Origin of the sequence: Streptomyces sp. NPDC091387 (assembly GCF_044756945.1) — a bacterium.
In the GTDB taxonomy this organism is placed as follows: domain Bacteria; phylum Actinomycetota; class Actinomycetes; order Streptomycetales; family Streptomycetaceae; genus Streptomyces.
Window position 1 is genome coordinate 818,873 of sequence record NZ_JBIVTZ010000001.1, and the last position, 18,379, is coordinate 837,251.

An 18,379-nucleotide genomic window follows, 5' to 3' on the forward strand; every position below is an offset into this window, starting at 1 on the left:
GGTGTCTGCGCTACCGCTGCGTACCACCGTCACGGTTACCGTTTCGATGGTGGACCAATCTCCGCTCTGGTGAATCGTAGGTTGCAGGTCAACGCTCCGCTCGACACGGGTCGTGATCTCGGACCAGCGGCTGCGCCGGTCACCAAATTTCTCCATGAGGTTCTCCGCGAGTACTTAAGGGGACAGATGAACGTGCACCTGGCCGCTGTTGAGCCAACGGTTGGCCAGAGTCTGAGGCCGCGACTTGAGGCAAGGGCGAGCCGGGCGGCCAGCCGCGGATGTCTGCCGGGGTCAGCGACCTTCGGGGGGAAGAGCAACACTCATGACCAGCTCGGCGTACGTGGTCAGCCCACGAGCGATGAGAGCGAGAGAAATCCGGATGGCGTCCTCCTGGCTGCGTTCACGCCCGCCCATGAGGACGGCCTCGACCAGATCCGCGTGCCCCCTGGCATGAAGTTCGCACACGGTCGTACAGATCTCGTTCATGGACATCGTCTTGCTGGTAGACCATGCGATTCCGAGCACAGTCCTGCGGTCCCCGGCAGCATGTGCAGCTACCAGCGCATCTAGCATCTGGAAGGCGGCACCGTTCATGGCGTCGCGCCGGTCCACTGCCCGAAGAGGTGCCGCAAGAGTGCCGACTGCTTCGCCCGGGGCCAACGCGAGGGCAGAGATCGGCCCCCTGGACAGGTTCGATGCCGCCGCGACGTCACGGCACCGCCGCACAGCGGAGCTGCGCAGCAGCTCAAGCTCCGCGAGGCTAACGGGCGCTCGCTCCGGGGCAATAGAACCAGACAGCGCCTCATGCATCGCCCGCAGCCGGTTGACCCCGGGCACGCGACGACCACTCCAGTAGCAGGACAGACTGCTCAGAGGCACGTTCAGGCGCAACGCCCGCGCGCTTTGCTTCGGGTTGGGCATCGTCCCGAGCAACTGCCGGAAGCTGCGGACGAACTCTATGCGGTCGGGACTGCACCCTTCCCAGTAGCTCTCTCTGACATGGCCGACTGCAGCCATGAATCCCCCTTGCTTGAGTACGTGTTGAGGAGAGTCAACCTTTCTCCAGAGTGCACCCGAGCGCAACCCGGAACGAACCCTTCCGGGTTACCGCTTGTTTGCGGCTGACTAGACCTGCGGGTGCCGGTGTTTGCGTTTACTGCACTCTCGTCAGCTGACATGTTTGCGTTCGGCTGCAAAGACCAGAAGAGGCTTGCCGCGCTGCTCCACCAGAGGTCCAATGGTGGATACGGCCGCCATACACCGCGGTTGCGCTTGGCATGCCGACTCGTTGCCCGAACTTCATTTTTGGATACGAAAGGCGGGAAGTGTGATTTTCCAGGATATTCCTTCATGGCGAGACACCGGCAGAGGCACGATGGCTCGTTGTGCCCTCTGGCTGATCACCGAGGTGGGTGTGGGTGAGGTCTTCACGAAGACCGAACTCCGAGACGCCTTCCCTGAGACCTCCCAGATCGACCGCCGGATGCGAGACCTCCGGGACCGCGGGTGGAGGATCGCAACCAACCGCGACGACCGGACGCTGACATCAAGCGAGCACCGGTTCGTTGAGATGGGTGCAGAGGTGTGGAAGCCAGGACAGGCGAAGGCCAAGACGCCGGCAGCGAGCATTACCGCAACGCAGCGACGCGAGATCTTCGAGCTCGATGGCCACCTGTGCCGAGTCTGTGGCATCGCCGCCGGCGAAGCGTATGAGGGAGGCGTGGAGACCGCCCAACTCGACGTCGCGCGACGAGATGTGCTCAAGCCAGGAGCAAGGGTCGAAGTGGAGATGGTCACCGAATGCCGCCGCTGCCGGATCGGAGGCCGAGGAAATCAGGCTGACCTAGCCAGAGTTCTCGGCCTTCTGAGTCAGATGAGTCACATCGAGCGGGCCCACTTCACTCAGTGGGTGGAATCTGACCAGCGGGACTTCAGCATTATGGAGCAACTCTGGGGCGAGTACCGGACTCTCCCCTCAGAGGCCCGGAAGACAGTCCAGAATACGCTCAAGGCCAACTGAGCACTGAGCGGAGTCACAGATGGCACTGCGAGGTCAAGTACCACTGGAGACAGAGGAGAAATACGAAGATGCTGAAGTTCACCCTCCCACCAAAAGCGGCTGAAAACGTCGAGTTCATCGCAAAGCGACTCAAGGAGGCCGTCGAGGGAGAGGGATCACGGGAGACGGTCACGGTGGAATGGAATGGTCGCCCGCTCCATGTTGGTGTGATCGACATGCCACTGCGCGACCTCTACTACAACCCCGCTACGCACAGAATTCGAGCACAACTCGGCCATGATCAGGTGCTCGCCGAGAGTCTGCGAACAGATCCATGGCTCGACGAGAGCCAGGAATACCTGCACCGTCTGCTTATCAGCAAGCCGACGAATCCTGACGAACCCGACCCGGAATTCGCGGATCTAGCATCCAGCCTCAACAGCGTGGGTCAGCAGGAACCGGGACTGATCACTCATGAAGGGATTCTGGTAAACGGAAACACTCGAGTCGCAGCACTGCGGAGACTGAAGAAATCCTCGATCCGCGTCGGAGTGCTGCCTCTCTCATTCACTTGGGAGGACATCAATACAGTAGAGCTCTCGCTTCAGCTGCGACCGGACGAGCGCAGAGACTATTCCTATATCAACCGGTTGATCGCAATGGAAGAACAGGAGCTTATGGGGCGATCCGCAATAGACATCGCCAGAGATTTCCATGTCCAGCTGAAGACGTTCAAACAAGAGAGGTGGATCCTTGGAGTTATTCGCGAAATGATTGAACGCAGTCGGACCAAGGACGGCGCAGAGCTCAGCCTGACCGATTTCGAGGGACACAAGGAGAACTTCAAGGAACTGCATCGGAATTATATCAAATATGAGGCAACTAGCCAGGAACTCGCTGAGCAGGTAAAAGAAAATCGCATTGCAGCAATCATGCTCGATTTCGCAAAGACGAAAACGCGCTTGATTGACAGAGAGTTTCTCAATAACTATCTCGCGAAAACGCTCCCTTCGGAACTCGATAGGATGATTCCCGCGGCTCCCGCCCGCATCGCGATCCCGGGACTGAGCGTATCTGTGGCTCCTCCATCGGATTTTGTCATGAAAGCACGGTCTATTACTGATCACATCCTGCAAGCCAAGGCCACGGAATCTGCTCGCCATGTATCCACGGATTCCCGTGAAGCGGCCCGGCGGACCGTCATTTCAGCTCGCAAGGGAATGCGGCGGGCCCTCGATTCGGCTGAGCGTGACGATCGCTTGAAGCGAGTCCAACAGACAACGGCGGAGCGCCTCGATGATGCCAGTGCCGCTATTGACCAGAGCGTTAATGATCTAGCTCAGGCGCTAGCTAGCAATAGCTTGGATAAAGCGGGATTCGATAGTGCTCTACTGCGGGTCAGGGGTAGCCTCGTAAAGCTTGCCAGGCAGGCGCATCGCGGAATTCTCGAACCTGGTGCCGGCATGGAATGGCTCATCAAAGCGAGCGAGGATTAGTCGTGACTCATCCGGTAGCCCAGTCACTGCAGCTTAGTTTTGACGAGTCTCGCACAAAAATTATCTTGCGGACTCAGCCAGAGAACCACGCGTCACTGGTAAAGCTGACTGCTCGATTCAGTAGCGGTAGCCAGCGAGGGGCGCTGGCCGCCGAAGTTGACCTTGAAGACTTCCTCTCTCATCTCACTCTACTGAATCAGTGGCATGACCCCTCCGGCGTTTCCTTTACTCCTGACCTGATGGCATTGGCAGAAGGTTCCGTCCGGGACTCACAGGCGATCGAGTCTCGCCTTGCCGCCGGCAGTCAGGGAGTAGAGTTCGTCGGCACCGTAGCTCCAGAGGACGTAGCAGGCCGGCTGGGCGGGATATGGAAAGCGCCACTGACAGAGTTCCAGGTGCGCGATATTGCTAAACTTCTTTCGCTTACGCACGGGGCAAATTTCAGCGTGCCGGGAGCAGGAAAGACGCGTACAGCGATTGCTGTCTACTCGGCGCTTCGTGAAGCGGGGATGGTTAAGCGGCTGCTAGTGGTCAGCCCAAAATCCGCATATGAAGCGTGGCAGGATGAATGCGAGCACTGTTTCACGACACCACTGCCGGTCCGCATCTTCGAACGCCAGCTGGACAGCGCGGCCGAGGTACTGCTGGTCAACTACGAGCGGCTGCACAGGTACCAAGCAGAGCTTGCGGACTGGCTGAGCGCGGCGCCTGCCCTGATGGTTCTGGACGAGGCCCACCGGATGAAACTGGGTGTCAGAGGCACCTACGGCACAACTTGCATGACCCTCGGTCCGCTGGCCCGCCATCGGCTCATTCTGACAGGTACGCCTGCCCCGAATGGTGCCAAAGACCTGGAGAGTCTTCTCTCTTTTGTATGGCCAGGACACGGCCGCCATGCCGTGGACAAAGCCGTGGGTGGCGGGGATCTGAAATATGCGAGCAAAATCCTTCGCCCATTGTTCACTAGGACGACGAAAAACGAACTTGGCCTCCCTCCTGTGGATCTTCAGGTGCGTTCCGTGGAACTTCCAAGCGCCCACAGGAAACTATATTCAGCTCTATGCGCAAAATCTGCAGGTTTCGGTCCAGAGCAGGACGAGTTCGCCAGAATGGGGAAAACTCTTGCCTATCTAATGATGGCCAGCACTAGTCCGGCACTGCTAGAGAAGGGACTGGACCGCTACGAACCACTGCCCTTCTATATCCCTTCACCTAACACATCGGAAACTGATTCGCTTCGCGACCTCATGCGCAACCTTCCCCGCTATGAATTGTCACCAAAATACGAGGCTGTCCTTCAGACAGTCACTGAAAATGCTCGGGCAGGACGCAAGACTCTCGTGTGGTCAACATTTGTACGAAATTTGACCACACTGGGCAGCATTCTAGCTAAATTCAAACCAGCGATTGTGTATGGCGGAAGCCTTGATCGTGATGAGCAGATTCGTAGGTTCCGCAAAGACCCTGACTGCATGGTCCTGCTATCCAACCCGGCGACACTCGGGGAAGGCATAAGCCTGCATCATGTGTGTCACGATGCCATCTACGTGGATCGGGACTTCGCTGCGGGTCGGTTCTTGCAGAGCTTGGATCGAATTCATCGCCTTGGGCTCGCTCCCGATACCAAGACACGCATCACCATTCTCCTCGCAAGAGGAACAATCGATGAACTCGTCCATAGGCGGCTCGGACGTAAACTGGAGTTCATGGGGAAGATCCTCGACGACCCCTCGGTGCAGGAGCTGGCTGATCCGGAAGAGGAGGTGGCACCCTATGGCATGGATGCCACGGATCTCCGGGCGCTACTCGAACATATGAGGGTGCCCACGCATGAGGGGTGAAGAGATCGGCTGGATCCCTCCGGGAGGCACTTGGGCATCCTCTGCCGCTCGGCGTCGCAATATGCAGGCAATCCGCAGCCGGGACACCAAGCCTGAGCTACGTATCCGCCGTCTGCTGCACGCGCAGGGGCTGCGGTACCGAGTGGCCGCGAAGCCCCTGCCGGACCTTCGCCGGACGGCAGACATCGTCTTCCGTCCGGCGAAACTGGCTGTGTTCGTCGATGGCTGTTACTGGCACGGCTGCCCAGACCACTACGTCCCGCCGAAGACCAATTCCGGCTACTGGTCCGCCAAAGTCCTGCGAAACGTCACCCGCGACCGCGACACGGACACGCGTCTCCAGGCAGCGGGCTGGACGGTGCTCAGATTCTGGGAACACGAATCACCCGACAGCTGCGCCCTCACGATCGCCGCTGCGGTCAGCCGCAATCGGAACAGCAGGCCCTGAGATCTCAGTCAGCTTGAACAGCAGCTCGCTATCCTGCAAACCAGTAGCTGTGCGCTTTTGCCGGACGCGAGGGACAACACCGGCCTCCTTGGCGGCCCTGAGCGCGGTGATGATCTGCTGACCTACCGCTTGGGCTACCGGTGGCGGAAAGGCGTTGCCCACTTGCCGGTAGGCAGCAGTCTTCTTGCCCTTGAACTTCCAGCTCTGCGGGAAGCCTTGAATGATCGCGGCCTGCGCGACAGTGAGCTTTGGCCCCGCGTCGGCAAAAAGATCACGATCCTCGCTCTTCTGCCGCTTCATTTCGAGTGAGTCATTTGCTACCCCCAGCCCGCAGACACCAAGTGCAGCCCATGCCTTCTTCGCCCGGGTCGGGCCTAGATCAGCGCCACCGTGCTTCTTCGACCCTCCAACGAGAGTGGGCGCAACACCCTTCATCGCGTTCTCACGCCAGGTCTTCAGTGTGTCCGCGGCTCGCGGGTCATCGACCTCAGCGAACCGGGCAGCCATCGACTGGTCCAGCGCCGCCCGTACCGTGCACAGCTCACGCTTCTCCGGCTTGGCAGGAGAGAAGTAGGGGATGTACTCCTGCTTCAGCGCGACCAGGATGGCGCGCGGCCGAAGCTGAGGCACGCCGTAATCCTTGGCTTCCAGCACTGTCCAGTAGCACTTCTTGTAGCCCATGGACTCCAGGCGCGCTAGCAGCTCTTCCCGGTAACCCTGGAACTTCTCCTTGGGCTCCAACAGCCCTCGGACGTTCTCGATCATTACTGCCTTGGGCTCAAGCTCGTCAACCAGGTCGAGCATGATGGGGAACAGATCCCGCTCATCGTCCCGCCCCAGTTGCTTGCCCGCGACCGAAAACGGCGGGCAGGGTACACCGCCGGCCAAGAGATCAAGATCGCCTGGCTCCAGCCCCAGTTCTCGTCTCAGGTCCTTCGGCTTGAGCTTCGTCAGATCGGCCTGCTTGACCATGCAGCCGTCCCAGTCCTCGTTCCCCTCCACATTTGCTCGGAGGGTTTCCACCGCATGGGGATCGATCTCGATCAGCGCCAGATGCCGGAACAGCGCATTGTGCAGCCCTAGCGCCTGCCCACCCGCCCCAGCGCAGATCTCAACCGAGGTAAACGTCCTCTCGGTGCTGGTCATGCACCCTCCTTCCAAACGAGCCCGACTGGCACGGTTCCCCACCAGTCATCACAGAGGGTGACAGAACCCACTGACAACGCGACCGCCTTCAAGTGTGCGCCACGCATCAATGCACTCCGACCGCCCCACACGTGACAGCGAACACTCATACGATATGGCCCATGCCGAGAAGCCCTGACTGGACCCACGTCTGACGAGATGCTCTCGCGCTCACGCGGCCGCATCCAGCACTGCCTCGTAGTGCCGCTGCGCCCGGTCAAGGACGTCATCGGGGTCACACCCCTGAGAGACCGCCCAATGGAGCAGATCGACAATCAACGTGGTCGCCGCCTCCTTCTGCGCTTGCGAATGGCCAAGTGCCGGCACAGCAGCCGCCCCGACCAGCGTTCGGTACGTGCCGAGAACCGCGTCGGCGCGGTAGATCCGGACTCGTTCACTGCCTTCGGACAGGGCCAGCTCGCACCAGACAGCTTTGCCCGACGCAGTGACTTGAGAGCCCCAGTTGCGGGCCATGGCGACGAGAAGATGGAGTCCGCGACCACACTCCGAGGTGCAGCCGGGTTCCGTGAGAACAGGAACCTGGCTACTGGTGTCATGAACCTCCACCCGAACCGCGCCGGCGAGAACTTCGATGACCAGCGTTGCGGCGCTCCCCACACCCACGTGCTTGACCACGTTCGTCGCGAGCTCGGTAACCACGAGCTCGGCCTCATCCACAAGCGCGGCCAGCCCCCAGGGGCGCAGCTCCGCGCGCACGGCTCGGCGTAGCTGCCGCATGTTTTCGGGACACGCTTTGAAGAGCAGCACATATCGGTGCGGAGTCTGAGAACTGCTGCACCCGGCCATATCGACACTCCCTCCTCGGTCACGACAGGAGTCGCACTGCCGTGACGAACTGACTGCGCTGCGTAGCGCCCGGGGTGCGAGTATGCCATCGAGACATCTCGCTGTGTAACTTCTCACGCCTATCGATCGAGTGAATCCGGTAGTGAGGCAACTCAATGACGATCTAGCCTCGTTGGGCCGGCATACTCGTCACTTCTTGGAAGGAATCCGCATGTCAGCCAGGGCCACCACCCGTCGCCGGCACCTCGGTGCAACCATGCGCAAGCTGCGTGCCCGCGCGGGAATGACACTGGAGGAGGCGGGACAGCTCGTCGGCGTTTCCAAGGCCACCGTCAGCCGGTACGAGACGACCGAAGGGCCGGTCAAGTGGCTCGTGATTGACGCGCTGTGCCGCGAGTACGGAGCAAAGGATGCCGAGCGCGCGGCGATTGTCGCTCTGGCGAAGGACTCCAAGCAGCAGGGCTGGTGGAGTTCGTTCGCCGATCACATCCCCGAGACGATGAACCTCATGCTCACCCTCGAAGACGAGGCGGTACGCGAGGACCACTTCTCCTGCGTGTACGTTCCGGGGCTGCTCCAGACTCGGAGGTACACGACTGCGCTACAGCAGGCCAACGAGATGCGCCGGTCTCCCGAGGACATCGAACGTCTGGTGGACATCCGCATGCGCCGCCAGGAGATCCTCGACCGTCCCAGCGCCGCGCACCTCTGGGCCATCCTCGATGAGTCCGTCCTCCGTCGGGTGATGGGCTCGACGGCCATCATGCGCGAGCAGCTCGACCACCTCCTCACCAGCAGCGGCTCCGGGAACGTGACACTTCAGGTTCTGCCGTTCTCCCGAGGCGCCCACTGTGCCGCTCTCGGCAGCTTCGTCATCCTCGGCGGCACCGAACCGTCGCTTGACGTGGTGTACGTGGACCTCCATGTCGGATCAGTCTTCATGGAGAAGGAAGAGGAACTGGAGCGCTACCGACTTGCATTCGAATACCTGCGCGCACAAGCCTTGGACATCGAAGCTTCCCGGGAGCTGATCGGCCGTGCCAAGGAGGATCTGAAAGATGCGAAGGACGAACACTGAGGTTCCGGAGTCCGCGTGGTTCAAGTCGTCGCACAGCGGCGGCAACGAGACCGAGTGCGTTGAGGCGGCCTTCACGCCCGTCGGCGCCTCCCTGCGCGACAGCAAGCGGCCGGGCGAAGGGCGGTTCCACGTAAGCCCAGGGGCTTGGGCGGACTTCGTCGGATCGGTGCGCATAGGCGCGTTGTACTGACAGACAGAGAGACGTGGTTGCCCCGGCGGCCGGGCAGTCGCAGCCCTGCGGCCACGGACTCCACGGACTCCACGGTGAGGGCAGCAGGCGTACCGGTCAGAGCCGCTCGCCCCAGGCATCTCACCGCCGGACTGCCACAGGCGGTCCGGCACCGGGCGCGCTCTACGCGTTGTCGGTGTGCTGGGTGAGCCGCCCGGCGAAGTCGCGGGCGGCCATCCAGATCGTGAGGTCGGCGGCGATCCGCCCGATGCTGGTCTCCGTGGCGATGTCCTGCTCGGGGCGGGTGGTGTCTCGGCGGACGACTTCGTAGCCGCCCTCGTCCAGGACCGCGACGGAGGCGAACCAGACCGGGTCGTCGCCCTCGGGGTGGATGACGACGAAGGTGTTGTCCGAGGTGTTCAGGTCGTCGATCAGCATGAACAGCGCGTCCTCGGACGGGTCGTCGATGTGATCCCCGTCCTCACTGTCGGCTCGGTAATACGCAGCACCCATCGCCTCTGTCTCCCTCGCCGCTCTGAGTCGACCGCGGTCAGCATGCCATGCGGGACTGACAGTTCCGGCCGGTCACCGCCCATGGCCGTTCACAGACACTGCCGGCTCCCGCACTCGCCCCCGTGCCACCTCGTCGGCGTCGCGGACAACAGCAGGGCTACGCCCACGATCGTCGGTGAGACGGTCAGGCGCATGCCCAACTCGCGGGCACGGTCTGTCGCCCCCGCCCGAAGCGCACCCGTCCGTGGCGGCGAGCGGCGTGGGCAGGATCCGAGAGCCGGGTGAGCAGGGCGCTCAGCCGGATGCGCGGATCGCGACGAGGTTCGAACCGTCGGCATACACCAGCCGGTTGTCCGTGAGGAAGAACGGCGGCCCGCTGGTGGCACGCCGCCACGTGATCTTCCCGTGGACGTCGACGGCGATGATCTCGCCCCTCCGGCCCCTCCCTGGGAGGTACCAGGCACCCTGCCCCAGGTTCTCTGCGGTGGGGCTGAGCTCGCTGGGGCGGCTGCGTCGGGTGGTAGCGGACGGCACGGGATACGGATCGCGGTAGCTGCCGTCCACGCGATGGGCGAGAACAGCGCTGCCGTGGGCGACGGGGTACTCGCCGGGCTCCAGACGCAGCGGGAACGTGCCGTCGAAGTCGTTTCCGACCAAGGCGCCCGCCGAGTCGGGCAGGGTCACTCGGTGGGCCATGAGGAGCGGGATCGACGGGTCCTTGCGGCAGCCTTCGTGGAGAGTCGCCTGGGGCTGGTCCCAGGCGACCGTGCGCTGCCAGACCGGGGTGGGCGACTGGGTTGTGAGGTCGTACGCCGCTGCCTGTGCGCGGCAACCGGGTCCGATGGGGTCTGTCGTCACGAGGATGCGGTAGAGGGTGGGGAGCACCTGCGCGATGTGGCCTCGGGGCAGCTCGACGGGCCGTGTGCGGAGCCGGTCCTCACCGTGCCGGAGAGTCATGAGGAGGCCGTCGGCGACGAGGACCAGCGGTTCGCAATTCTCGTGGGAGCCCGCACGTCCGGCCTCTCCTTCCTGTTTGCAGGGGGCGGCGAAGACGGCCGGGCCTCGGGTTCGCTGTTTCCACATGACCTGGCCGGTGGAGGCGTTCCAGGCGGTCAATGTGCAGGATGACCTGGGCAGGCAGGTAGCGGCCACCGCCTGACGGGCGGTACCCGGTGTCGACGAGACGGTGACGAGCCGCAACTCCCCCGGGGGACGGGCCGGGGGCGGGGCGAGCTTCGTGAGGCGGCCGGTGCGGGAATCGAGTGCTGCCATGAGTGGCAACCGGCCGGACGCGGCCGCGCCGACGAGCGTCACCCCGCTCCCGGACGGGGTGGCGACGGCATGTGTCTGCCCCGGCCGTCCGGTGAGTGCGAACTGAACCGGCAGTGCCGTGCGCCAGAGAACCTTCCCGCTCTCGTCGATCCTCGCCGCCACCCTGCCGTGCCCGATGATCCCCAGGCGGCGGCTCACCAGCGCCCAGCCGCCCGAGGCGTCCGTCGGCACGGGCAGTGGCACACGAAACGCGTCCTCGGGTTCCTGGGACGCGGCAAGGCGCGGCGGTGCCGGCGCGAAGCAACCGGCGAGCAACGGAAGAAGGAGCAGTAGACCAAGCAGTCTGCGCATGAATGCCCCCTGGAATCACCATGCCCAGGTGCACCGCCTGCGGGGAGCACGAAGGACGACCGATTCGGTCACGGAATGACGAGCGATCCCGAGCCTGGGAACGTGGTGAAGGTGCGCCGGGCCTACGGGCCCCCGATGGTCGGGCTCGTGGCCCTCTCAGACAGCGTCTTGGGGCGCTGACCCCGGCAGCTTCCGTGTCGGGCCGCCCAACAAGGGTCGACTGGCCCCGAAGCCCCCCGCTTGCCTGCTCAGCCGGCCTCCACGTACTTCCCGTCCACCACCGTGCAGTCCTCCAGCTCCTCGAGCCTGTCGCTCAGGTAGCCGATGAAGTCGGGTGCCGTGGGGCCGCTCGGGCCCACCTCGTGGTCCATGTCGATGATCTGCCCGACGGTTCCGTCGGGGCCCGGTGACAGGTCCAGGGCGGAGCCGTTTCCGCCGCCGTCCGCGTCCAGCGAGATCCAGCCGGGGTTCCACCAGCCCGGCTGGAGCGCCTGGGCGTCCGCGTCGTTCGCGTTGAAGTCCGCCTCGTCGTCGAACGTGCCGTCCGCGAGGAGGTCCCGCCAGACCGTCGTCTCGCTGATTATCCTGGCGCAGGACAGTAGTTGGCCTGCCGGCCAGCCGCTGTCACTCGATCCGTCGTGTCTCCGGAGCGACAGCGTGAGCGCCTCGGGCAAGGAGACACCCAGTTCCGTCTCGACCGCGGCGATGTCCTCGGCGGTGGCCGGGGGCAGCAGGAAGTGGGTGGCGTCGCGCTCGGCGTACCACTCCTCGATCTGTGCCCAGACCGAGGAGATGGTATCGGGGGATTTTCCGGACAAGGGAGCTCTCCTGGCGTGGTGTGGCCGTTCGGCCATTCTTGGTGCTCTGATTCGCGGTGCTCCGGCTCGCGGTGCTCCGGCTCGCTCGCGAGGCGTTCAGTCCCGTGGCGCAGGGGCGTCGGACACCCTCGCGGTGTGGGCGGACGGCCGGGTCCGCGTTCCTGATGCTTCTACGTCCTCCACCGGGCGGCCGGCAACAGGCGAGCAGAGGCAAGGCCGCCCGGTGGACAACGAGGTGGAAGCCCTCAGTTCAGGCCGTTTCCGCAGCCGCAACAGAACCTGGACGCCGCCGTGTTGACGGTGGAGCAGGAGCCGCACGTCTTCTCCTGGCGCAGCGAGGAACCGCACTCGCCGCAGAAGCTTCCGCCGAGCGCCTGTGCCCCGCAGGACGGGCACCGAGGCTGCGCCTGCCGGCCGACGTCGAGGCCCCGCGTGAGGTTCGTGTTCTGGAGCCGGTCCGCGATCTGGCGCCGCCGGGCCTCGGCCTGGAGCTGGGCGATCTCCTCCGTGGCGATGGGGGAGCAGCGGGCGCACTGGCCGACCTGGCCGTTCCAGCAGATCTCTCCGCAGACCCAGTCGCCGCACCCCCGGCACTGGTTGAAGCGGTTGGCTATCTCGTCGACGGCGGTGCGCATCGCCTTGTCCTTGGCGGCGGAGTTCGTACCCCGGTCCAGCAAGCGGTCGGCGGCGTTGCTGATGTTGTTGAACGACCCGCCGAAGAGACTGCTCACCCCGCGCACGAGGTTCTGGCCGGTTTCGCGGAGGTCGCGCTCGAAGGCGGAGCGGTAGCCGTTGCCGCAGCGCTCGCAGTGGAACTCGAACTGGTAGCCCTGCGTGTTGGAGAGGTCGCGGATGTTGTCGGTGAACGGAACGGCTTCAGACACGTCTTGTTCCCATTTCTGCTTCTACTCTCTGTCTCGATCAACGGGCCGACCCCGGCATCGGCCCGGCGTCGACCCGGCGTCGGCGTCGCAGCGGGCCGCTGGTCAGGAGCCGAGAACCAGCCCTGTGAGCGGTTCGAAGCCGTGCCGGGCGGCGTAGTGGGGACCTTCCATGAGCAGCAGCGTGTTGATCAGCATCCCGCGGCCCATGAATCCGGCGATCTCCGCTTCCGTCGCGCCCGAGGAAGCCAGGAGCCGGTGGATCTCGCCGAAAAGGCGTCGCGATTCCTCCCCGATCACCGGCTCGCCGGCGGCCGCGGAGAACGCGTGCGCGAAGACGAGCACGGCGGGCCCCTGTCGCAGGACGAGTTCGCGGTAGGCCGAGCCGATGCGGGCCGGGTCGAAACCCCCGTCCGCGAGGCCGGTGCGGAAGGCGCGCAGGACCTTCTCGCCCGAGAACCGGTGGGTCAGTACGAAGAGATTCCGCTTCGAACGGAACGCCTGCGTCACGTAAGGCTGCGACACCCCCATCTCAGCGGCCACTTCGGCCGTCGAGGTCCCGAAGTAACCACGCCTCGCGAACGCGCGCTCCGCTGCCGCGAGGAGCTCGTCCGAGCGTGCCGGCAACCGCGCCGCACCTCTCACGCCGTCACCCACCCCGCGTCTTCAATTCGTCGAAATATTATCAGCCAATAAGCGTGAGTGTCCTGCCTCGAAGTCACCGGATCGGACTCCGCGAAGCGCTCCCGCCCGCCCCGGCGACGCGGCACCGCCAAAGCCTCGGAGCGGTTGACGGCCACCGCCGGCCCTGCCCGTTCTCTTGACGTGCCCCTGACTGGATGGCTTCATGGGAGCGCGCAAATATGGGAGCGCTCCCATGAAGCCTTGGAACGTCTGTCGTTGCTCAGCTCTTGATCCGCCCACCCTCTGGAGCCGCAGTGAGAACAGCAGGAAGCACGGCGAAGAACCCAGCGCGCAGGAGCCCCGCCACCGCCCTTCTGACCGCCCTGGTCACCCTCCTCGGACTGATCGCCTTCGGCGGTCTCGCCCCGGCGCAGGCCGCCACCGCCCCCGTACCCGCCGCCGCCACCGGCCTCCACATCAGTGACGGCCGGCTGCTCGAAGGCAACGGGAACGACTTCGTCATGCGCGGGGTCAACCACGCCCACACCTGGTACCCGGGCGAGACCCAGTCGCTCGCCGACATCAAGGCGACCGGCGCCAACACCGTGCGCGTCGTCCTCTCCGACGGATTCCGCTGGAGCAGGAACAGCCCGCAGGACGTCGCCGCCGTCATCGCCCAGTGCAAGGCCAACCGGCTCATCTGCGTACTGGAGGTGCACGACACCACCGGTTACGGAGAGGACTCCGCCGCCGGCACCCTCGATCACGCCGCCGACTACTGGATCAGCCTGAAGGACGTCCTCGCCGGTCAGGAGGACTACGTCGTCATCAACATCGGCAACGAGCCCTGGGGCAACACCGATCCGGCCGGCTGGACCGCTCCCACCACCGCCGCGATCCAGAAGCTGCGCACGGCCGGGTTCGCGCACACGATCATGGTGGACGCGCCCAACTGGGGGCAGGACTGGGAGAACGTCATGCGCGACAACGCGCAGGCGGTCTACGACGCCGACTCCACCGGCAACCTGATCTTCTCGATCCACATGTACAGCGTCTACAACACCGCCCAGAAGGTCACCGACTACCTGAACGCCTTCGTCGACGCCGGACTGCCCCTGGTCATCGGCGAGTTCGGCGGACCCGCCGATCAGTACGGCGATCCGGACGAGGACACCATGATGGCCACCGCCGAACGGCTGGGGCTCGGTTACATCGCCTGGTCGTGGAGCGGCAACACCGACCCGATCCTCGACCTGACGATCGGCTTCGACCCCACGCGGCTCAGCTCCTGGGGCGAGCGCATCTTCCACGGCGCCGACGGCATCGCCCGGACCTCCCGCGAGGCCACCGTCTACGGCGGTGCCGCGGAGGACGACACCGAGGCCCCGACCGCCCCCGGCGCTCCGACCGCCTCCGCCGTGACGGCCACCTCCGCGACGCTGAGCTGGGCCGCCGCCACCGACAACGTCGGCGTCACCGGCTACGACGTCGTCCGCGTCAGCGGTGGCACGGAGAGCACCGTCGCCTCGACCACCACCAACTCCGTTGCCGTGACCGGGCTCAGCCCCGACACCGCGTACACCTTCGCCGTCTACGCCCGCGACGCGGCCGGGAACCGATCGGTGCGCTCGGCCACGGTCGCCGTCACCACGGAGTCGGGCGGTACGACGCCCGGTGTCGGCTGCTCCGTCGGGTACCGCGTCGTCGGCGAGTGGCCCGGCGGCTTCCAGGGCGAGATCACCATCCACAACACCGGCACCACCGCCATCGACGGCTGGACGCTCGGGTTCTCCTTCGCCCACGGCCAGACCGTCACCAACATGTGGGGCGGGACCCCCACCCAGACCGGCGGTTCGGTGAGCGTCGCCCCCGCCTCGTACACCTCCACGATCGCCGCCGCCGGATCGGTCACCGTCGGCTTCACCGGCGCTCAGAGCGGCACGAACACCGCACCGACCGCGTTCACCCTCAGCGGCGCCACCTGCACCGGCGCCTGACGCGGCCGTCGCACACCGCGTCACAGCGCCGACCGGCCGGGCCACCGTCCCGTGCCGGTCGGCGCGCGAAACCTGCTGGTCCTCCCATGGCGCTCCTGATCTACTGGCCCTTCACGCACCCGGAGGCCCGTATGTCCTGGTCCGAACACATCGTGGTGCGGGACGGTGTCCGGCTCGTGTGCCGGGACGGAGGCGGCCCCGGGCAGCCCGTCGTCCTGCTGCACGGCCTGGCGGGGCACACCGGTGAATGGGACGTGTTGGCCCGGTCCTTGAGCCCCGGATACCGCGTCGTCGCGGTCGATCAGCGCGGGCACGGCGCCGCCGAGCGCCGTCCGCGGGACGTCTCCCGCGCTGCCTACGTCTCCGATGTCGTCGCCGTGGCCGATCAGCTCGGACTGCGGAGGCCCGTCCTCATCGGCCAGTCCCTGGGCGCCCACACCGCCATGCTCACCGCCGCCGCCCACCCCGCGCACGTACGCGCGCTCGTCCTCGTCGAGACAGGTCCCGGCACCGCCGACCCGAACACCCCTGCCAAGATCGGCGGTTGGCTCGACACATGGCCGACTCCGTTCGCCTCGCGCGAGGCCGCCGTCCGCTTCTTCGGCGGAGGGCCGCTCGGCGAGGGCTGGGCGAGCGGACTGGAGGAACGCGACGGCGGCTGGTGGCCGCGGTTCGACCGGGACGTCATGGTCGGCTCCATCGCGGAGAACGCACGGCGCCCCTTCTGGGACGAGTGGGACACCGTCACCTGCCCGACCCTGCTCGCCCTGGGCCAGGCCGGTTTCGTCTCGCCGCAGGAGTTCGACGAGATGCTGCGCCGGCGCCCCGCCACCACGGCCGTCAGCTTCCCCGGGACCGGCCACGACCTGCACCTGGAACGGCCCGACGCGCTGCACGCCGTGATCTCCGGGTTCCTGGACGGGATCGGCTGAGGAGGCTCCGCGGAGGAGTTCTCCTCGGAGCCTTACGCCGCGCTCACTGGGAGGCCTTTCCGCACCACGTCTCCGCCCAGGCGGAGACACCGTACGTATGGCGACGGTGCGCCCGTTGTCCGACCTGGCGAGGAACACCCGCCCCATGCCCCCGGCTCCGAGCCGACCGAGCAGCAGGTACGGTCCGATGCGTGGCGGGTCGAAGGCGGTGAGCGGTTCGAGACCCCCGTCGACGTAGCTCTCCGGCCCGCCGCGGCCGTCCCCGTTCGCACCGCTCATACTGCTGCGCATCCCCGAACTCATATCGAACGACTGCCAGTTGGGCGCCAGTTCAGTGCCGTCGACAACAGGGGCATCGGCGTTCCGGCGAAGTCGAGGACGTGGCGGGTGGCCGGACGGCTCTGTCAGTCGGCGACGGAGAGGGTGACGGTCGTGGTGGCGCGTTCGTACGTCAGGAACAGTGCCCCGCTGTCCAGGACCGTGTGATCCGTGAGCGTCCAGCTCGACGGGTCGAACGTGGCCTTGTCGGAGAAGAGCGGGATGCCCGCGCCGATGGTCACCGGACCCAGCTTGACGATCAGCGTGTCGATCTCGGTGTACAGCGCGCCCGCCAGTTCCCCGCCGCCGACCAGCCAGATGTCCTTGCCCTCCTCCTGCTTCAGCTCCCTGACCCGCGCCACCGGGTCGCCGGCCACGATCTCCACCTCGGTCTCCGGGCTCTCGCCCAGCGTCCGGGAGAACACGATGTGCCGCAGGTGCGGGTAGGCGTCGGGCAGGCCGGCCGCGAGGCCGATCTCGTAGGACCTGCGCCCTTCGACGACCGTGTCGAAGTGCGTGCCCTGCGCCGAGACGGACAGGGCGGTACGGGCGGGGCCGGGCAGGGTCTCCGGGTACTCGGCGATCAGGTGGCCGATGTAGTCCTCCGGGATCGGCCAGAATCCGTCCGGTCCACTGGGGTCGGCGCCGTCCGGACCGGCTATGAAGCCGTCCAGGGTGGAGGCGATGAAGTACACGAGCTTGCGCACGGAGGCCCTTTCGTCCACGGCGGCCGCCACGGGGCGGGCGGTCCTCGGCCGTCATGATCAAACAGACCCCTCCGGCGCGCAACGGGAATCGCGGCTTCCACGCGCTCTCCTCCCCTGCGGCCCTCGGCCCCCCGGCCGGGGCGGCCACCTCAGCCGGCGCCGCAGCCCTACAGTCTGCGTGCCGCGATCTTCTCCCCACGGGATCCGCGGACGACGAGGTTCTGTGCCTTCCCGTCCCCGTCGTCCCCGTCCCACCACTCGACGAACTCGGCCGACATCTCCTCGGCGTCGAACCTGTCGGCGGCGCGGGGCCGGTAGTCCGTCGTCACCTCGATGTCGAAGTCGAGGCCGGGAGTGCCCAGTTCCACGACCGTGATCGCGCTGACGTGTGCCACGAGCGCGTGGTTGTCCTCTTCGAGCCATTCCAGGAATTCGGGGAGGAGGCCCTTCTCCTGTGTCCTCACGGTCACCCGGCCGTCCGGTGGGTCCTTGGCGCGCTCGCTGACCCCGTCCAGGCATCCCCTGACCCAGGCCCCCCGGTCCGCCTCGGCCACCCGCCCCGCGTCGAGCGCCCGTCGCGTACAGCCGCCCCATACGACTTCGGCGATCGACGCCCCCTTTCCGCCCGACTCCCGCACGGCCCGGCCCTTCTCGTACCCGGCCGCGTAGGCGTCCCGGGCCGTCCGCTTCTCGTCCCTGACCGGCGCCGGCTCCGTACAGGACGACACTGTCGCGGCCGCGAGCACGCAGCAGGACAGAGCCAGACACCACAGGCGATGCGATGCGTGCACGGTTCCCCGTCCTCTCCCCCACCTGCTTCCGGGCCTCTCCCGGTCCCTGATACAGATGACGGGGAGCGCGGTTCGGTGCCGGGGTGGGGCCGCAGTCTCCTGCGAATCCCGACGGAGACCGGGGTGTTTGCGGCCCGGCCGGGGCAACGGCC

General features: G+C 65.6%; 18 protein-coding genes and 1 pseudogene. 8 read left to right on the forward strand and 11 right to left on the reverse strand.

Annotated elements, in window-relative coordinates:
• Positions 1–291: 291 nt before the first annotated feature.
• Positions 292–1,017: a hypothetical protein gene (locus ACIQM0_RS03795; RefSeq protein WP_401283195.1), complete on the reverse strand. Its 726-nt coding sequence runs from the start codon at positions 1,015–1,017 to the stop codon at positions 292–294.
• A gap of 397 nt (positions 1,018–1,414) precedes the next feature.
• On the opposite strand from ACIQM0_RS03795, the gene ACIQM0_RS03800 reads away from it, so the two are divergent.
• The 4 genes from ACIQM0_RS03800 (at position 1,415) to ACIQM0_RS03815 (ending at position 5,784) form a co-directional block, all read left to right on the forward strand.
• A complete protein-coding gene (locus tag ACIQM0_RS03800; RefSeq protein WP_401283197.1) occupies positions 1,415–2,020 on the forward strand; it encodes a hypothetical protein in 606 nt (201 codons plus the stop codon).
• A gap of 68 nt (positions 2,021–2,088) precedes the next feature.
• Positions 2,089–3,495: a hypothetical protein gene (locus tag ACIQM0_RS03805; protein ID WP_401283199.1), complete on the forward strand. Its 1,407-nt coding sequence runs from the start codon at positions 2,089–2,091 to the stop codon at positions 3,493–3,495.
• Between the two features lie 2 nt (positions 3,496–3,497).
• Positions 3,498–5,336 carry a DEAD/DEAH box helicase gene (locus tag ACIQM0_RS03810; RefSeq protein ID WP_401283201.1) on the forward strand — a complete coding sequence of 613 codons (1,839 nt, stop codon included), beginning with the start codon at positions 3,498–3,500 and terminating at the stop codon, positions 5,334–5,336.
• Complete coding sequence (locus tag ACIQM0_RS03815; protein ID WP_401283203.1) at positions 5,326–5,784, forward strand: very short patch repair endonuclease; 459 nt, start codon at positions 5,326–5,328, stop codon at positions 5,782–5,784. The genes ACIQM0_RS03810 and ACIQM0_RS03815 overlap by 11 nt, the downstream gene beginning before the upstream one ends.
• Here the strand turns inward: ACIQM0_RS03815 and ACIQM0_RS03820 are convergent.
• Together ACIQM0_RS03820 and ACIQM0_RS03825 are read right to left on the reverse strand one after the other, a co-directional pair.
• Positions 5,719–6,930: a DNA cytosine methyltransferase gene (locus ACIQM0_RS03820; RefSeq protein WP_401283205.1), complete on the reverse strand. Its 1,212-nt coding sequence runs from the start codon at positions 6,928–6,930 to the stop codon at positions 5,719–5,721. The two genes, ACIQM0_RS03815 and ACIQM0_RS03820, sit on opposite strands and share 66 nt — an antisense overlap.
• A gap of 210 nt (positions 6,931–7,140) precedes the next feature.
• Positions 7,141–7,737 (reverse strand): ATP-binding protein, encoded by a 597-nt coding sequence (locus tag ACIQM0_RS03825; RefSeq protein ID WP_401283207.1) that lies wholly within the window; start codon positions 7,735–7,737, stop codon positions 7,141–7,143.
• A 250-nt stretch (positions 7,738–7,987) separates the two neighbouring features.
• Between ACIQM0_RS03825 and ACIQM0_RS03830 the strand changes: the two genes are divergently transcribed.
• Both ACIQM0_RS03830 and ACIQM0_RS03835 read left to right on the forward strand, forming a co-directional pair.
• The gene (locus tag ACIQM0_RS03830) at positions 7,988–8,854 is read left to right on the forward strand and encodes a helix-turn-helix domain-containing protein (protein ID WP_401283209.1); all 867 of its coding nucleotides are present in this window, start codon (positions 7,988–7,990) and stop codon (positions 8,852–8,854) included.
• On the forward strand, positions 8,835–9,044 hold the full coding sequence (locus tag ACIQM0_RS03835) for a DUF397 domain-containing protein (RefSeq protein ID WP_401283211.1): 210 nt from the start codon (positions 8,835–8,837) through the stop codon (positions 9,042–9,044). Before ACIQM0_RS03830 ends, ACIQM0_RS03835 begins: the two co-directional genes overlap by 20 nt.
• Positions 9,045–9,206: 162 nt before the next feature.
• Here ACIQM0_RS03835 and ACIQM0_RS03840 read toward each other — a convergent pair whose 3' ends face one another.
• The 5 genes from ACIQM0_RS03840 to ACIQM0_RS03860 all read right to left on the reverse strand — a co-directional run bounded on the left by ACIQM0_RS03840 (position 9,207) and on the right by ACIQM0_RS03860 (position 13,485).
• Complete coding sequence (locus tag ACIQM0_RS03840; protein ID WP_401283213.1) at positions 9,207–9,536, reverse strand: hypothetical protein; 330 nt, start codon at positions 9,534–9,536, stop codon at positions 9,207–9,209.
• Positions 9,537–9,830: 294 nt separating this feature from the next.
• Complete coding sequence (locus tag ACIQM0_RS03845) at positions 9,831–11,051, reverse strand: hypothetical protein (protein ID WP_401283215.1); 1,221 nt, start codon at positions 11,049–11,051, stop codon at positions 9,831–9,833.
• 356 nt (positions 11,052–11,407) lie between these two features.
• A complete protein-coding gene (locus tag ACIQM0_RS03850; protein ID WP_401283217.1) occupies positions 11,408–11,977 on the reverse strand; it encodes an SMI1/KNR4 family protein in 570 nt (189 codons plus the stop codon).
• A gap of 245 nt (positions 11,978–12,222) precedes the next feature.
• Positions 12,223–12,861, reverse strand: a complete 639-nt coding sequence (locus ACIQM0_RS03855; RefSeq protein WP_401283218.1) for a zinc ribbon domain-containing protein — start codon at positions 12,859–12,861, stop codon at positions 12,223–12,225.
• Positions 12,862–12,963: 102 nt separating this feature from the next.
• Complete coding sequence (locus tag ACIQM0_RS03860) at positions 12,964–13,485, reverse strand: TetR/AcrR family transcriptional regulator (RefSeq protein ID WP_401283220.1); 522 nt, start codon at positions 13,483–13,485, stop codon at positions 12,964–12,966.
• 311 nt (positions 13,486–13,796) lie between these two features.
• Between ACIQM0_RS03860 and ACIQM0_RS03865 the strand changes: the two genes are divergently transcribed.
• Positions 13,797–15,479: a cellulase family glycosylhydrolase gene (locus tag ACIQM0_RS03865; RefSeq protein ID WP_401283222.1), complete on the forward strand. Its 1,683-nt coding sequence runs from the start codon at positions 13,797–13,799 to the stop codon at positions 15,477–15,479.
• Between the two features lie 131 nt (positions 15,480–15,610).
• Complete coding sequence (locus tag ACIQM0_RS03870) at positions 15,611–16,411, forward strand: alpha/beta fold hydrolase (RefSeq protein ID WP_401283412.1); 801 nt, start codon at positions 15,611–15,613, stop codon at positions 16,409–16,411.
• An 87-nt stretch (positions 16,412–16,498) separates the two neighbouring features.
• Here the strand turns inward: ACIQM0_RS03870 and ACIQM0_RS03875 are convergent.
• From ACIQM0_RS03875 to ACIQM0_RS03885, 3 genes and pseudogenes are all read right to left on the reverse strand, one after another.
• Positions 16,499–16,690, reverse strand: a pseudogene (locus ACIQM0_RS03875) (serine/threonine protein kinase); the annotation flags it as partial.
• A 125-nt stretch (positions 16,691–16,815) separates the two neighbouring features.
• On the reverse strand, positions 16,816–17,436 hold the full coding sequence (locus ACIQM0_RS03880) for a dihydrofolate reductase family protein (RefSeq protein WP_401283414.1): 621 nt from the start codon (positions 17,434–17,436) through the stop codon (positions 16,816–16,818).
• Positions 17,437–17,603: 167 nt separating this feature from the next.
• Positions 17,604–18,227: a hypothetical protein gene (locus ACIQM0_RS03885; protein ID WP_401283224.1), complete on the reverse strand. Its 624-nt coding sequence runs from the start codon at positions 18,225–18,227 to the stop codon at positions 17,604–17,606.
• Positions 18,228–18,379: the final 152 nt, after the last annotated feature.